The organism is Moorena producens PAL-8-15-08-1, assembly GCF_001767235.1.
GTDB lineage: Bacteria > Cyanobacteriota > Cyanobacteriia > Cyanobacteriales > Coleofasciculaceae > Moorena > Moorena producens_A.
Window position 1 is genome coordinate 5,181,039 of sequence record NZ_CP017599.1, and the last position, 17,994, is coordinate 5,199,032.

At 44.2% G+C, this 17,994-nt stretch carries 4 protein-coding genes; all 4 read right to left on the reverse strand.

The window, feature by feature from the left end; genetic code table 11:
• Nucleotides 1-738: 738 nt before the first annotated feature.
• The 4 genes from BJP34_RS18990 to BJP34_RS19000 all read right to left on the reverse strand — a co-directional run bounded on the left by BJP34_RS18990 (nt 739) and on the right by BJP34_RS19000 (nt 17,101).
• Entirely contained in the window at nt 739-16,026 is a 15,288-nt protein-coding gene (locus tag BJP34_RS18990) for a hemopexin repeat-containing protein (RefSeq protein WP_083305254.1), read from the reverse strand.
• Nucleotides 16,027-16,032: 6 nt separating this feature from the next.
• Nucleotides 16,033-16,200: a hypothetical protein gene (locus BJP34_RS43715; RefSeq protein WP_158517307.1), complete on the reverse strand. Its 168-nt coding sequence runs from the start codon at nt 16,198-16,200 to the stop codon at nt 16,033-16,035.
• Nucleotides 16,201-16,255: 55 nt separating this feature from the next.
• Nucleotides 16,256-16,705, reverse strand: coding sequence for a hypothetical protein (locus BJP34_RS18995; RefSeq protein ID WP_070393694.1), 450 nt, complete (start codon nt 16,703-16,705; stop codon nt 16,256-16,258).
• 108 nt (nt 16,706-16,813) lie between these two features.
• Entirely contained in the window at nt 16,814-17,101 is a 288-nt protein-coding gene (locus BJP34_RS19000; protein ID WP_229423932.1) for a hypothetical protein, read from the reverse strand.
• Nucleotides 17,102-17,994 lie beyond the last annotated feature (893 nt).

The following is a 17,994-nucleotide window of genomic DNA, read 5'->3' on the forward strand; positions in this document are numbered from 1 at the left end:
GGGAGCAGGGAGCAGGGAGCAGGGAGCAGGGAAGAGGGAAAAAATAATGTGTACCTCATGAGTCCTAGAAACGCTATAAGTAATGGGTAATAAGTAATAAGTAATGGGTAACAAGTAGGACTTTTTGTCTCACAATCAGGCGTTGCTGATTCTGGATATGGTTTCGCCCCCCTAGCCCCCCAATTCTGGGGGGAACAAAACTCTTAAAGTCCCCCAAAGTTGGGGGATTTAGGGGGCTTTAATAAAACCAGATAATCGCGCATTCATTCCTTAATTCAGCAACGCCCACAATCAAGCTGTGTAACTGATTCTGGATATGGTTTCGCCCCCCTAGCCCCCCAATTCTGGGGGGAACAAAACTCTTAAAGTCCCCCAAAGTTGGGGGATTTAGGGGGCTTTAATAAAACCAGATAATCGCGCATTCATTCCTTAATTCAGCAACGCCCACAATCAAGCTGTGTAACTGATTCTGGATATGGTTTCGCCCCCCTAGCCCCCCAATTCTGGGGGGAACAAAACTCTTAAAGTCCCCCAAAGTTGGGGGATTTAGGGGGCTTTAATAAAACCAGATAATCGCGCATTCATTCCTTAATTCAGCAACGCCCACAATCAAGCTGTGTAACTTATTAAGTTGTAAAGCTTGATTGTGAAATCATCATAAAAACTTGCTATTTCTCCTTGTTACTTATTACTTACTTTTGTAACTTCTTCCTTCTTCCTTCTTCCTTCTTCCTTCGTTTAAATCTTTGCCTTGTAAACCAAGACCATCTCCGCATTCTCCAAACTGCTGGCATCGCCCTTGACAGTAAATTTCCACTCACTGCCCCTTTGACCAATACTGAGAGTAGTTGGTTGTAGATAGGTGTTATTCGGCACTTGTAAATTGTCATTGATGGTAAAGAACGCCCCACCTTGACCGTTTTTGTATTCATAGCGAATCAACAACCCAATAATTTTGCTGCTAGTCATATTGGGGAACATATCCTGAGTAAAGGTGATGCTCACTTCATTGGTTTCCCCTTCGGTCAAAGCAGCCCACTCATCGGTGAAATTATAAGCCAGGTCAAAGAAGCTGGTAGCATTATAGGGCTTGAGCACACCTTTGACTTCGTTGGCAAAGCGGCTACCACCTTGTTTGGCGGTGTAACGTAGCTTAATTGTCACATCAAGCAAATCCTTTGGATTGTAATCGCCTTTCTTACCATTTAGTTCCAAGTTCCAGTTAGAAACAGCACCAGTACCTTCAAAAGGTAGATAGCGCTCATCACCAAAGTTCAACTCAAACATACCGCTGTTCTCGGTATACTGGTCCACATGGGACAGAGCCACCTGCTGATTGGCTCGCCAATTAGCACGGACGTTGGTAGTTGCCTCGTTAGCGGGGTTCATGAGGTGTTTCACTGCTTTGATATCCGTATCCATCACCAGTTTACTGCTGAGCTGGGTTAGGGTAGCATTTACCTTCTGACCTTCGCCAACATTAAAAGCGAGAGAAACTGCTTTGATTTGGCGGTTGTAATGACCGGGGAAATCGTAATCGAACAACTCCTCACTCAAGCGGAAGGTGCAGGAACCTTTGGTTTTTAGTTGCAACAACGCTAGGGGGTCCATTTCCAAGAGTGAAATAGTCTTGGTTATTTCCAGGCGACGACTGTCCGTTTCCTGGTAAGCCTTTTCCATGCGATCGAGATCCAGTTCCAGTGTGGATCCTGACAGCAGACCTTGATACTGGTTTTCCCAGTACATGCCATTAATATAGTTAACTTCACCGGCTTTAATACCTTTTTCAAAAATAAAGGCTTGCTCGGCTTTTTTGGCGTAATCGTGGGCTAATTTATAGGTCTGGAAGAATAAACCGGAGATTTTGCTCTTCATCCAGCTATAGAGCTGCATATTGGAGAATTTACTCTTCATGAACTTGGCAATAATTTCTTCGTTCTCGATGTCCTTCTCATGCTGGAACAATTCGATTTCGGACATTTTGACCCGGTGTTCTTGGGCTGCAATTTGGTAGTCTAGCTGGATCATTTCGCTGGCAGCCATCTTTTTCTGTAACTCCCAATCTTGCTTAGAACGTTTAAACTGGGCTTCTACCCCGGCCATCTCGCCGAACATGCTAAGACCTTCAGCACTGGTCTGAATGGCATCACCAAATCGACTCATCATATCGCCGACGTTTTTCCCACCAGCAGTAGCCCCGAAACTAAAGGCACCTAAGGTAACTTGCGGTCCAACGTAGGACAAACCACTGGCAATCTGACTTAGGGAGATTGCTGAGTGCATTATGGCAGCACTCAGCATCAGCTCGTGTTGCTTTTGTTCTTCTCGCAGATACCCATTAGAGATTAGGTTTTGGTAGTGATTTTTCTGAGCTATGGCACTGTTTTTAGTTTCCTTGAGGTTTGCGAGGGATTCTTTCGCTTCCTTGATTTGTTCTTTTTTCAAGGAGGTAACTATGTCCAAAATCATCCCGCTCTGCTTGTTTTGCATCAAGCTGAGTTCTTCCGAGTCTTTCTTCTCGAGGACTGAAAGTAGGTTATCACTGAAGCTTTTGAGCTTGCCAACCAAATCGCGAGCTTTGGCCATCATTGAACTGAAGCGGTAATCTGGCACACTTGCTGCACCAGCAGCAGCCATGGCAGCAGCAGTTATACCACCCCCACTGGCAGCCGCATTTACTAGAGCCATGGGATCGATTGGGGGCTGGAATAACGGTAATGGTTGAGCTACACCATCAATATTCAGGCTGGCACGGATTTTACCAAGTCGGTCTTCCACCCGCGTCCAGTATTCTGTAAACAGTTCATTTTCTTTAATAAAGAAATAGGGATTCATGACGGTATCGAACTGAGTGGCCGCAAAACTCAGGCTTTGCTCGTAATCTACCGTGATGCCGTCACTGGAGCTGTTTTCCAGGTCAATTAGAAAGTCGTAGGCATCCGAGGGTTCTAGCTGAACATTATTTTCGTCTGTGTAGAAACCGTTATAGCTCTTGGTGGCTTCCAACACCACACGACCCATATTCTCCGGTTTTTCACCTAGAATATCGTAGGCAAGGATGTAAAGCATACGGGCTTCGTTAATGCTTTCGCGGGTGTACTGGCGGAACAGCATGTCCCCCCAGTCAAGCAAGTTATCGATATAGCGCATGACAATGGCTTTGCGATAAGCAAGGGGACGCAGCGCCGCAATGGCATGGGGGTCGAAGGGGTCTTCGAGGTACACAGTAAGCTGAGTGTTGTAATTGCTCATTAAGTCGATGCGGAAGTCGAGCTTTTTGAGGATTTCCATCACTTCCTGCATTCCGCTTACCCAAGTATCGAGTAATTCACTGTCACTGCTTGATCCAGATGTAGGAGTAATACTGCCACTAGTGAGATTGGTACTAAGGGTTAATATTTCCGTTTCCAGGTCGATAAATTCGGACCACTTTTCGATATTGGCTAGGCTTACCTCGCCAGGTACATAGGTGGTACCTGCTTGACCCGCTGCAGCCAAAGCGGTAGCTTCACGCTTGTCATCTATTGTGCTTTTGTTCGCTAGCCCTAAAAACACATCTTGATAAGGTGCCAATGCAGTTCTCATGCTTTGCAGTGCCAGTTCCACTTGTGATACATCTGTATCACTAGTCAGACTGGCAAAAGCATCTATATCATTGGACAAACTGGCCATCAGGGCATCCGGGTCAGCTGCCAGGAAGGGTAAAAACTTCCAGTAATCAGAGATTTCGGTGGGGTCGAAAATATATTCGTACCACTCCTTGGCATACTCAAATTGCTGTTCTGTATTCAGGGTTTGGGCAATCAGGAAAGGAGCATGGAAAAACACTTCCCAATAATAAATGCCGTTGGCACTGTTAAAGTCAAGATGACTGTTAATGGGTTCCGTGTTGAACTTGTCTGGGTTCATCTTGATATTATAAGGCGTAGAAGTCCCATCAATGGTAATGGTGGGGGATTCGTTAATTTCCTGAGTTGACAGTTTCAACAGTTCATCAATACCATCGGCAAACAGCAGTTGGTTGAGTTGTTCCGCAGTGCTGGAAGTGAGGCGAATTAACTCATAGTTTACGTCATTAATTTCGTAAGGCTGAGCTTTATCAGCATTACTCATTTCGTACTTGATGTAGGCATTATCTTTAATCAGGTACAGAGTTTCAATGTTCCCATCGACATGGTTTAGGGCTGCAGAAAGAGCGGAAGGATTATCCTCCTCAGGATTACGAATCTCCTCAGGAAGATTACCCCAACTACCCAAAATCTTGGAAGCACTTCCTAGTTCAGTGGGATCATTTGGTTCGAGACGATAGTATTCTGTGCCGGAGAACAGATAAACATAATTGTTGATTACAAAAGCAGCATCGATATTACTGTTGGTCTCAGCATAGGTTTTGGGATCCTCGTCGATGTAATCGGGAACCGTATCCCATACCCCGTCATTGGCACTACTGTCCAGGGTGTAGCGGTAATATTCGGTACCACTATCAGTGTTAACAATTAAATATAGATATCTGTCAAATACGTAAGCAGCATCTACTTGCTGTTGGGTTAGCAAGGTGTTGACTGGTCGCACCCCCCAAACGCCTACTGTGGTATTGGTGTTTTTAGTATTGCTGTCGTAATAAAGTTGTAGGGTATTGTTAAACAGATAGGAAATACCATTATCGGGGGAAGTGAAGGCAGCATCAATTTCAGTCCATTGGGGGGGAAAGCCCTCAGTGTTATTATTCAGCGTTTTGGGGTAGACCGAGTCAACCGGAACCGAAAAACTATCATCGTCTTCTTGATTAAAGCACAAGTATTCGTCATTGCGGAACAGGTACAACTTATTTTCAGAACCTAAGCTTTGAGTACCAATAAAGGCAGCATCAACTTTATTGTCCAGCCATACATTGTTAAAGGTGGTGTTCAGGTACACCGCGAGGTTGAGATCGCTCAGGCTTCCGGAGTAAGTATCATCGCTGAGCTTGGTAATAATGTCTGCTGGCTGTAGACTGTTGTCGAACAAGTGATAAGTGGTTTGATCAGTGATGATGACAATATAACCACCGGCAGTGGTAAAAGCACCAGTAACATTAACACGGGTATCGTAGAGTGTAGAAGGCCCAAAATTGCCATTGTTGCCAAAATCTATCTCCAGGTAGTCGCTGCCATTTACATTTTTACTCCAAGCTTTAGCAATCCTGTTATTTTGTGTGGTAATTCCGCTGTGTGTGCTGTAAAAAGCTAGGTAATAGGAATTACCATTAGTGTCAGTATAATTTAGACCAAAAGTCCAGTTTTCGTCGTAATCGCTGACATTAAAAGGACTAGGTGGATTTGGCAGCACAACATTGTCTTTGTCAACATAAATCCGATTCCCTTGATCATCCAAAGTTGCTAAACCACCATCATCAAGTGTCATTATTGCAGCCAGGGTGAAACCTTTCAGAGCATCTTGGCTTTGTGAATCTAATTTCGTATTTTGGAAGTTGATGGCTGTTCCTAAAATGCTATCCAAAACTGTTTGAACTGTATTGGAAAGTGTTGAGCTGGGTTCTTGCGCGCCAGGATAATACTCGTAGTAATTTGTATTATCAATCCAGTGTAAATTACCGTTATAAACGACAGCAGTGGTAAGGGGGCCTAACTGTGTGTCATCATTGGGCAGACCAAAAGTGGTACGTATTGGGGTTATACTGCCTGTGTCACTGCGGTATACAAGACCCAACTCATTATTAAACCAGAAGTTTACGCTGTTCTTATTGGTAAAAGCGGCATCAATACTACTCCAGCCCTGTGGCATGTCAGCTGCTGCATCAGCATAACTCGTCACTAAAGTGCTAAAAGAACCGGTATATTGGTACAACTCCCCATCTAGCCTTAGATAAATCTGATTGTCAATGACATAGGCCGAATCAACATAACCAGTGATTTGCATGTTGCTGGTGTCATGAGGAATTCCCCAACGGCTGTTGATGTCACCTTGTTCTGAGACGATACCCTTCGCTGAGATTATGGCATAAGTACCATCAGATTTGAAGTAATAAATATCACCACCATCATACACCTGTACAGCAGCGGTTATCCCACTCGTTATGCCACTGTTGAGTATGCTGGTTTCACTCAGGGGTGTCAGTTCAGTATCATTGTCGAGGGAGAACGCATCTGGTTTCACCAAAAAGCCACAACCCTTGTGGTTATAAGCAAACCAAGGACCATCTGTGGAGTTGCTGCTGTTATTCAACATCACCACATTGTCTTCTTCGATCTCACCCTCGTCGAACAACTCTTTGAACAATTCCTGTCCCTGGTCTTCAAACTTTAGGGCTTCGGCTTCCTGGGAGTAAAGTTCGCGGGTCAGGTTAAAGGCCTTGTAATGAGGACCACTTTCCGGTATATCTATTGACGTATCTATTTGTTTTCCAAATATCTTTAAGGAGAAGGATAAAGTTTGATTTAGATAGAAGCCCACGTTGATGTGGATGTTTTCGTAATCGTCATAGTCCGTCTCGTTCTGGGTTAACTTAGTGGAGTTCTCGACAAACAAACTCACCTTAGAGATATCTGTGGTGATCTTCAGACCACGAATGTAGAAGGGATTGGAAGCACCAAAATCATCGAATTGTGCTAATTCACTGTCTTCAAAGGTAGTTTGGAGTAGTTGGGGTTGCGACCAGCGCTTATTGAGATTGTAGAAGGAGTAGTAGACCTTCACTTCTTGGTAAGTGTTGCCCGAGGAGGATACCGTTTGTTGAGTTTCATTTTCTTCAGTGTCACTTTCGTCTGCGGTGGTGATGGTGGCTGAGGACGGGTCTTCCGTATTTTCCTCCAATACTACCCAAAACACAAATACGCGGTTAAAGGCAAACACTGGCTCTACGCGGGTAGCCTCAATCTTGATGTCTAGTTCTTCCCAGGGTTCCCAGATGGCAGCAGCACTGTCACCCCCAACAAAGGTAGCAAAGCGATAGAAATAACGCCTCGGCTCAGTGTGGGTGTGACCAAAAAGTACCAGTTTTTTATCGTCGATTTCCGGACTGCTATCCTCATAAACGTAACCCCCAGCTATTTTTAGTTGAGAGACATCCGTAAAATTGTTGAGATACTCTAAGTAAGCTTCTTCGATGCTGCTTTCAGTCAGTTGACCTTGTGATAAGCTTGCTTCGAGGGCTTTGAAACCAGAAGTTTTCAGATCGCTATCGCGCAGTTCTGGACGAATGTAGTTTTCTGGGTATAAGAAAACTTTGCGGTTCGCCTCCCACACGCGATAATTACGTAGCCATTTCCAGCGTTCTTTCAGCTCCAAGCGGGTAGCTTCCTGGTCGCTTGTGTTGAGGTCAATATTTTCCAAATTGAGAAAATAGCGATGCAAATACAATTGGATAGCAGCCGTCGCTTCCTTGATACGGGAGGTTTCAGCACTGCTATCCATCTGAATATCAATCAGTAGCTTTTGATAAAGCTGGCGGGTAGTGGTAACATCACTGTCGTTGGCAATTACATAGGGCACCAGGGCATCACGCTTGATGGTATTTAACTCATTAGTGATTTGCTTAACCAGGGTTTCGTAATTGTTATCACAGTCAACCCCCACCAGTAGCTCATAGGCCTCAGTGGCAGCAACACTGTAATCTGTAGTGCTGCCATAAAGATTAAGCCAAACATCGTTATACAATTCCGATACATCCACCCGCAAGCGTTGGGTGGTGGCCAGGATATCGTACAAGCGTAGTACAAGTTCGAGATCAAAATCTTCTTCGATCGCATTCACTTGTTCTGGTAGGAAGGCATTACGCTGTTTGACCCAGCGCACGTCTTCTTTCTCAAACCCAAAGATTGCGGCGAAGTGCATGTAGGGTTCTTTCACTTTTCCATTAGCACCACTGACCAATTCTGTCAAGGTGAGTTCGCCACCCATAAACCGTTGTCCTAAGTCTTTAAAGCGGCTAATGGTATGTACATCGCTCAACAAGTAGTCGGACCATTCGCCCCACCGGTAAGCCAATAGTTGCACTGGCTTCTGTTCGTATTGGTCAGTGAGGTCTAGATTGTAGGTAACAAAATTGTAGGTAACAAAATTGTTGGTGTTATGGAAGTAGATCTGATCTTCAAATTTAAACACCGTGTCAACACCAGCATTAGTAGTAAGGATACTACTATCGAGTTGGGGCCACATTTCTTCGATTTTGCGTGGGTATTCCTCATCCACGTAGCGCGGTTCATCGTAGCGGTTGAGGTCAAATAGTTGGGCGGTATCGCTGTAGCGCACAAACTGCTCATCCTTGAATACATACAAAGCCCCGTGGTTGTCTACATAAGCCCCATCAATAGTAGAGTCACCAGTAGAGTTACCGCTGGTGAAGGCATTATCGAGCAGTCCCCAGATGCCATTAATATTACCTTCGGTACTGGTGATATTTGTGCCATCATCGGTGACTTTTAGGTATTTTTGCTCGTTAAATAACACCAAGCCGAGCTCGTTGTGGTAGAATGCTGCGTCAATCCCGTTGCGATAGTCTTCGTCCAAACTGTTAATACCCAGCTCTGCAGCCAGGCTTTCGGCAATAATTTTCGGGTAGCCTTGATCAATATAACGATAGCGATCGCCAGTGTAGCAAATATATTGTTCCCCTGAGAACAAATACGTTTTTTGATTTTCAGTGTCAACGAAAGCGGCATCGACATAACCACCTTGGGTAAAGTTATTTTCGATGTGACCAATACCGTCAATTTCGTATGCCACATATCTGTTGGGGCTACCGGTAAACAAAATCTCATTAGTGGCGTCACTAGTAAAGAAATACAGACAACGCCCATTATCAAGCAAACCGTTAAAGAAATCAAAAGAAGTGGTGCTAGTGCTATATCTTTCCTCTAATGCATCCAGATGCTGTTGGAACTCCTTACTCATAAATTCAAAGGCGGGTTCGCTGCGTAGATAAGTGGCAATTTCTTTTGGGTAGGCCTCATCCACGTAACGGTAGTCGGCACCGGAATAGCGTACATAGGAATTCCCGGCAAACAGGTAAGTCACACCATCCCCACTAACCCAGGCCGCACTGACACTGTTGCTGAGAATGTTGTTCTGTAAGCCCCAATCGTCTTTGATGTCGGAAACGTTGCTCCAGCTATTGGTGGTGCTGTTGTAGCTCACGTAACACTGCTGGTTGAAGAAATAAGCCGTACCGTCTGCACCAATAAAACCGGATTTGAGGTCTTGGAAATCGGTTTTGTTAAAGGGAATACCGCTATATATCAACTCCAGGGGCTGCGGGTAGCTCCAGTTTTCCGTATTAAGGTTAAAGCTGATAAATTTCTGGTCGCTGATAAAGATTAGATTGTCTTCTTGGACAAAAATCGTATCGATGGTATCAAAACCTTCTCTTTGATGCTCCTCGGGGATATTCCACATACTGTAATCGCCTTGACGGGGATATCCAGGATCTGGACGCTCGTAGCTATCTTTACTGTAACGTAGGTAGTGGAAAGTACCATCAGCTTTGGGTCGTTCAAACAGGTAGGTTTCTTCCTTCCAAACATACGCCAAGGCAACATTGTCTAGCCCACGCCACTTATCACGGATGCGTCGGGGTGGGTAGGTTACGATCTGGTTTATGTAGGAGGTTGTGGAGTCGTATTCGTATTCTACAAACCACTCACCGGAGAATACATAGGTCACCCCATCACGACCAACAAAGGCGGCATCAATAGTTTCTTGGTCATAAATCGGGTTGCGTGAACGCCCCCACACATTTGCGATCGCAAAACTGCGCTCTAGTTCAACATCGTAATATTGGTCCCCACCAAAAACATAACTTTTGCCATCAGTACCATGTAAGATAGCATCAATCGGAATCTCAAGATCATTATATGTTAGTTTTCCAGCAGCTTTTTCAGCAGTACGTGGCGTTGCCTGGGTTGGCGTGAGTGTAGTAGCTTCCAGGTGATTTAATTTTTGCCAGGTGTTATTGCTGCTACTGAGCACATAGCTCACACCTTTCTCCTGAGTTACAGCCTGAATACTGGCAAAATTGCTATCCGTGTACTGTTTGTAGTTATCTTCATCACCAATGACCACATGGAAGCTATTGCCTTTAAACAGGTAGACCTGGCGTTGGTCGGCAAAGGCAGCATCTATTCCCTTTGGGAAGGAAGCATGCAAGCCCTTAAAAGGTAATTTTCTGTGACGCTGCTTACCATTGCTGTAATCCCTATGCTCATTGCCGAAGCCAATTTGTAAACCCCGGAAACGTGGTTCCTGATGGAGGCGGTTAATCGAGCGCGGGTAACCGGGTTCCACTGTATCGTAATTGCTGCCTTCATAGCGGAATATCTGGTCACCGGAGAACAGGTAGGTATGCATAGCTGTCATATCCACCAACTGACCGTTATCGTCTTGTTCCTGCCACCGGGATTCTACCACCAGTGCAGCATCAACTTTGCCCGTTTTATCAATATTGTTACGTACTTTACCCCAGAACTTTTTAGTTGAGCGTGGATAGCCATAGTCCAAATGACGGAGTTCGGGGTCAGAAAAGCGCAGGTACTTGTAGTTATCAGAATTGGACTCATCGGAATTATCGTAGAACAGGTAGGTTTTGCCGTCAATGCCTGTAAAACCAGCATCAATGTTGCCAATAGTAATAGTACGATTCAACTGCGAAGAAAGAATTTTTGGTTCCGACCACCAGCGATTGGCGTAGTCGTGTTCCACATATTCGTTTCCGTAAAATAAGTAGACTTTACCATCTGGACCATTCATAACCGCATCGATCTGAAAGTCGCTAGCACCTCCCGTGATGCTTTCAGGCAAACTCCAAAATTCGTCGTCCACTGTGGCCGGAAAGACTTCGATCTCATCAACATCCGGGCGGTTGGCGAGCACCGTTTCAATTACGCGAGCATTGGGGTCTTCTTGATCTACCTCTAGGTAATCATCCTCATCTTTGCGTAGGGTAGAATAGCGGACATAAATGTTTGTATTCTGCGTATTTTGACCAAATAAGTAAGTTTTATTACCTAGAACAAACGCACCTGTAACCTTGGTCAAACCCTCCCAGTCTTCACTGATATTGCGCGGAAAGCCATCGTCCACCTGGGAATAGTCGCTGCCAGAATACCGGACATACTGCTCACCGGAGAAAATATAGGTGTAACCGTCCAAACCGACAAAAGCCGCATCAACCATACCTACGGTGGCGATTTGGTTGGTAACTATCCCCCACGTGCTGCGCGTTTCTTGTAGTGCAATGGTGGTATTCCCGGCGTTGGGGTCGATACTGACAAATTCGTCATCACGGAATAGATAAGTTTTTCCATCTTGACCGTACAATGCCGCATCGATGCCTAAAACCAATTCATCCGGTAGGGAAGTGAATTCCTCGTGTATGGGTTTCGGGTAGCCTTCTTCGGGCTGCAAGTTGGCTAGTTCTATGCTACCTCGGTATTTGACCACTTTTTCATCCAAGAAAAATAGGTAGTTACCTTCAAGGTCAACCATGGTAGCATCAATGTGATCGGTTTGACCAAAATTGTATTCGCGGTGTCCCCATTTCTCTGCCACTGGCCGCACGGTACCATCTTCTGAAGAGATATAGCGATCGCCTAAAAATGCGTAGCAATAGTTGTCCAAACCATCGAACATAGGTCCTAAATCGCGGTTCCAAGCTGGCGGTAGTTGAATCGGTTGGTTCTCATCATTCCAGTCTTCGGCAATGGATTTGGGATAGCCCCAATCTACTATGAGCTGTTGTCCGTTCTGCTGCTGGTTGATATCTGAATACCGCACGTATTTGTCATTGGCGAACAAGAACAGTTGTCCTTCGGAATCAACATAAGCCGCGTCGATCATTTCCAGGTTGTCAAAGTCGTTATCAACTTGACCAAACTGGTTACTGCGTTTGTCCCAAACATCAGTATGAGCGTATTTCACGTAGTGGGAATCCTCACTGACCACTACCCAGGTACCGTAGCGATCGATAAAGGCTGCGTCTACCAGGTTCAGTTGTTCTTTGTCAAATAACTGGCGGATGGGGTCTTCTTTCAGGCGTTTTTGTAGTTCTTCATCTTCCTTTTGCAGGTCTATCAGGTCATCATCTTCATCTATACCAGCAACCACATCTTTTTTGTCGATTAGCGTGTAATCTTGGGCCAAGTAGATCCAATAGTAATTGCTTTTAAATAAGTAAATAAACTCCTCACTTTCCAAAATTGCATCTACCGAGGTAATATCATCCGGTAGAATCATGTCTTCTGGGAATTTTGCTACCAGATCCTGATCCTCAAGTAAAATGGCAATCTCGTTAATATCGAGCTGTTCCTTATTAATCAGCAAGGCTAACTGACGAATACGCTTCACGGCTTGGGTGTAATGCATATCGTCGGGAATTTCATCCAAGCTACCCAAGGCATTAGCGTTTTCCAGCAACGGTTGTAACCAAGGGAAATGTAGGTTATTGTCGGTTTTAAACACCGCTTTGGACACAGCTTTTACCGCTGACCTTTCGATACCCAACACACTTTCCAACTGTTCGAGAATAGCACTCTCCTGGGCATCGCTGTATTCTTTCATTGCCTTGTCAACGGCCTTGACAGTACCATCAATGGCTTTGGCAATATCGTACACTTGGAAGAAAATTTCTGTATCGTAATCCTCAAATCCAGGTACGCTGAAGGTTGCTGCATTTTCTGGTACCAGGAAGAAAGGCAACCATTCTGCTAACAACATACTGTTGCCATCAATTACGTCGATTTCCTCTAGAACCTCTTTTAGACCGCGAATTTCCTCAGCAGTAAAATTGAGGTCGGCCAGGTTTTCATCTTTCAGATGATAATTATCAGCGTAGTTTATGATACCAGCAATATGGTCGAAAATAATTGTAGCTTGACTGACATCAAAATATGGTCGCAGACTAAAGTTCTCGCGGTTGCTCTCCTCCTTGAAGAAAGCACCAGCGCCCGGTTCCAAAACCTTACCATCCAGGTAACTATCTTGTAGGTCTTCGTATACCCAGCGGGATACAGCGGTAGCAGCAATTTTGCCTAATTCGACTCGATCTATCTTTAACCAGGTGTCCTTGTCAGCAGCGATCGCATCTTTTAAGGCTTTTAATATCTCTTTGCGATGGGGATAAAACTGTAGCGCTAGTGCCATAGTCCTTGGGTTTTCACCGACTATACGCATTTTATCCCTGACGAACATATGTTCATCAATGTAGCGATTCATCTTGAGGTTCTCGATCAAGTCTTGCAACGCCACTGGTTTCAAGTCAAGCTCGGCAAACATTTGCTCGCTGATTTTCACCTTGCTGGCTTTGAATTTACTCAGTTGTCGCTTAAGCAGGTGGTATACCGGACGAGTCAATTCCCCAAGTTCTGTAGTCAAGTCAAAGCTGCTAGCACCACTAAGGTCGCTAAACATTGACACATCCTGGGCATAACCTTCCGAGTCAATATAGCCATTGTAAATTAGATTGTCGTATAGTTCTCGGGCTTCGATTTCGGTAAGACCCAGTTCTTTTAAGTCCGATTTAAACACCTGCACTTCGATGGTGTCGGTTTCTTCTATCCTGGCATCAGCGGCTTCCTGGTAAATTTCATAAAATTTGTCAAATACCTTCTGATTAAGATCGCTGAAATCAAACTCAATCTCAAACTCTGCTATCGGTGGTAACTGGTGGTGGATGAGGTTTTCAGTTAAGATTTTTCCACTACCATCAATTATTTTGTGATTAACAAGGTTATTGAAAATTTTCTCAATCAGTTTGTTCTCAAGTTGTAAATCAATAAATTCATAGTCACTGATAGTCGCCAGTTGTTGGATAAAGTCTTGAGTGAGTTCTTCTATTTCACGGCGTTTATAGGGGAACAGGAGGTGCTTATGTTCCTTGGGTGCCATGTGCTTACGGAACCGTGAAGACTTGCGGCATCGCTTGGGTTTATATTCATGTTTTTTCCCATACTGACCTTTGATCAGGCTGAAAGCAAAGTGAGAAGCACGCTCATCCCCAAGAACCTCTTTTAAAGTATTTGGGCGAATTTCCCCAGCTTTAAAGCTTTGTAACAAATTATTATAAAGGGCGAGGTCCTGCTCCTTCTGCTGTACTTCCTCCTTGTCAGTCATCGGTGCGCCATTGACAATTTTCCACAGCATTTCTGGCGAATAACCGAATTCCTTCATCCATTTAGTCAGGACAACCAGGGATTCAAATAACCAAAGCTGGTCGTTGATGATGGAGGTAGAACCTTTAACTACGATACTTGAAGCATTGTCGTCGAAATCTGTTTCGTTCAATTCGGTGTCACCAGTAAAGGTTTCCTTTTTACCTTGGAAGTCTGCATCCTTGTACAGAGTCACTTCCCAACCTGTTGGTACCTTCAACGAACTTATGCTATCGTTACCGACTCCATTCTGTAGGTCCGAAATGTTATAATAACCCGGAACAAACTCCTGACTTGTCCCTCCATAGTTTTGATTCTGGTACACAATCACACGGTCGCTGTCGCTGCTAGCACCCGCCATAAAGATTTCAAAGCACTTGTGAGTACTTGGTGCATTGTAGACAAAGTAAGTATGGGGGTCACAACGGTTAATAAAGGGGTCTTGTTCCAGCAGGTCAAAGAGGGTGAACAGTTCGAGAAAATGAACATCCAGCCCATCGCACAAGGCGCGAATGCGGTAGAGCACATTTAGTAATTGCCATTCGTTTGCGGTGTCTTCCCACAAACTGCTATCAGCGACCTCTTCATACTCAAGGCGATCGGTAATATTAATTAGGTCGGTATCAGTAAAACCCAAGCTATGGCGCAGACGTTTGCGGTAATCATCATTTTCATCGCTGAACAAGTCTGGGTAATAGACGATTTGGGTGTAGGTGTGATATGTGGTGTCTGTATACTGGTCGGGTTTGTCGCCCATTACACCGCTGATGTGCAGGTATTTTTCATTTACCGATACACAGGGCAGGTTGAAAATACGGTTGAACTGGTCCTGTGGTAAATCTTCGTTGGTTCTGCCGGTAAAGTCAATCTCACTAACTACGGCCACCACTTTATCAATTGGTTGTTCTAGGGTCTTGTGCAGATAAACAACCTGGGCAATAATCACCAGAGTATTTTCATTCAGTGTGGGAGTACCATCAACAAATTTACAGCTATGGCGCAGAATATGATCCAAATCAGTAAAACTCAGACCTGTTTTCTGAGCTAACCGTACAAAACGGCTGGTGCGTTCAAACCACTCGATAGGCACAGTATTGAAATTACTACTTTGAGGATCAGTTTGCGAGTCATAGTCATACCACACTAGATCAGTCTCTTCGGTATTCAGAGTGACATAGCCTGAAGAACTGCTAATACCCGTATTAATGTAAAAATTATGACGACCCGCTTCAACATCGAAATGGTTTGATGGTTCAATGTAGAGATTCTGGTACAGTAATTGCAGCATCTCTTGGGCTGTCAAATCCGTAGTCTCCATAAAGTTGGCTACAGTAGACATATAGCTGATAAAACTTTCGCTGCCTGTATAGCCATAGGCAGTTTCGACTGCATTCTGATCGAGGGTTTCCGGTTCTAATAGGGCTTCCAACTCTTCTAGGGATAGACCCAGATATTCCCGCGCCACAGTGTAGTAGTCAGTATCAGTGGCAAACAAGCGACGCAATTCATGGGCAGAAATACCCAGGTGATGCAGGTGATTTTTGATTTTTTCATTATCCAGTGAGAACGGCATGTTGAAGGGATAGACCGCACTTTTGAGCGCTGAAATGCCACCAGTCACTTGCCCTTCGAGTAATTCGTTAACAATATCGAGGTAGGGAATTAGGGTATTAGTATTTTCTGCGTCAAGATCGATCTCTTTGATGTCAATCCGCCGCGTATCAAAATCAACACTAGCAGCATCATCAAACTCATCATCTAGCATTTGCAGCAAGTCAGTTAAATAAGCTGCAGGGGAATACACGGAGCGGGCATCATCACCTTCTTTAAAGTCAATGTTACCGAACAAATCTGCATAATTGGGAATATTGTTTAGCATGCTCATGATAGTTTACAACCTATACGTGTAAATAAATTGGTTATTGGAGTAGCAATACTTGTATATAGCAAGTCTTATACCCATGAGGTACAAATCTCTGGTTTTTAGGGAGCAGGGAGCAGGGAGCAGGGAGCAGTAAAGAGGTAAGAGGGAAGAGGTAAAAAATAATGTGTACCTCATAGATACGACAAACGCTATAAAGTATTAGCAGTGTTAATAGGAGTGGAGCTTTGGATTAAAGACGAGACACCGCGCGGGCATGTGGCTGTGCTTGCTCTACGCGAGCTATATATTGCAGCGTGATGATTTTGTGTACAGCAATGGCACGCTTAAGCACATTTTTGCCAAGTTCGCGATCGCTTTCAAAGAACTTGAGAAAAGCTTTTTTGGGTGTGTTGACAATCTGTACCGAAGATTGAAAGCCCCCCTCAAGCAACATCATGGCAACATCTTCTCTACCCTTAGGTACAATCCGCAGCATGCGCTGATAGGCTTTGAGTAGATTTAATACCCTGGTTTTTTCCTCTTCATCTTTAAACTTGATCCATTTATATTTTTTGAGATTAGGAGTGTGAAGCAAATCCGCTTTGCGAAAGTCTACCTCTGAGTTCTTTTGTAGGAAAATTTTAAGTTTTTTTAAATCCGCAGTCAACAAATTACTAGATTCTTTTAATGCTTGATTCATCTAAAAAATAGGGGTTGGTAAGGGGAGCGACGGAAACCCCTGTCATTCATGCATGGGGAGGAGTCGTTCCCCTTACATAAACAGCAGCTTGACAGAGATTATTTTGAATTATAAACTATAAGAGTATCCATCTTTCCGGTGTACAATGCTGCAATATTGGTGACTGATTCCTTGTACCAGTCCGTGTTTAGTGGAGATATTATATTGATTAGCAAAAAAAAACTCCTTGGCTAATACCTTAGAGTACTTACTAATATCGTATTTTCCTGTTCCCTTGTTATCCCTCCATAAACGGATACAGCTATTGGGAAGAAATTTAACCGTCCGAATAGCCTCGTCTATGGCTTTATATTGGGCGGCTTTACCGTAGGCTTTGAACTCTAGAATGGTCATCATAACTCGACCTCTTCTGTTGTGCTTTTATATTGACGCACTTAAATTAATCTGTCAAGTTGCCATTTAATATTTTTTTTTTACGGCGACTAAAAAAGTCGCTACCTGGCTTTCATCGAGGCCGACGCTATCGCGAACACTTTAGCCAATATATTTCACCAATCATTTAGGACTGCTATAGCACAGGAAGCAGAGCGACGCGGGATGACCCAATCAGAAATCGTGAGAAGCTTGATAGCTCGTTTCCCTATACCAAGAGACCCTGTGCAAAATTCATCCCTGGAGACGAAACCGATAGATAGGGTCGCCAAAATCGGCAAAGTTTTAACCAAAGGTGCGCTTTCCGGAGACAAAACCTGTTTATTAGGGCAGCCTTAAAACAATAACCATTACCCTTTGACTCATAGCCTGCCGACTATAAAGGCTGCCCTATTCTTGCGGTAACTTCTAACCGTAGGCGAATTAAATTCGCCACGGGTCGCACCTCTTTTACGCATAACCGACTAACCATAAAGGCGACCAGTACCTTACGGTAACTTTAAACACTCATGGCGTAGCATGTTCGTTGTGGGATGAATTTTGCTAGACAGCTAAATCAAGGTTTGGCTTGGCTTGTCATATCATCTCCGGATAATTACCCTTAATAATCTGTCGCCCCTCAAGGGGTGACAACAAAGCTCAAACCTAGGCAGGTGTTGGTATTAGGTATTAGGTATTAGGTATTAGGTATTGGGGAAAATCAGCGCGACTCGTGTTGTTGTAATTCCGAGCAGTTGAAGCAATTTTCACCAATCCAACTGCATAGATAGTGTTAATCAACCACTACGCCATGAGGATGTTCCCTAAAACCTAACCCCTAAAACCTAACCCCTGTAAGATTTTCAATTAGCTTGTCA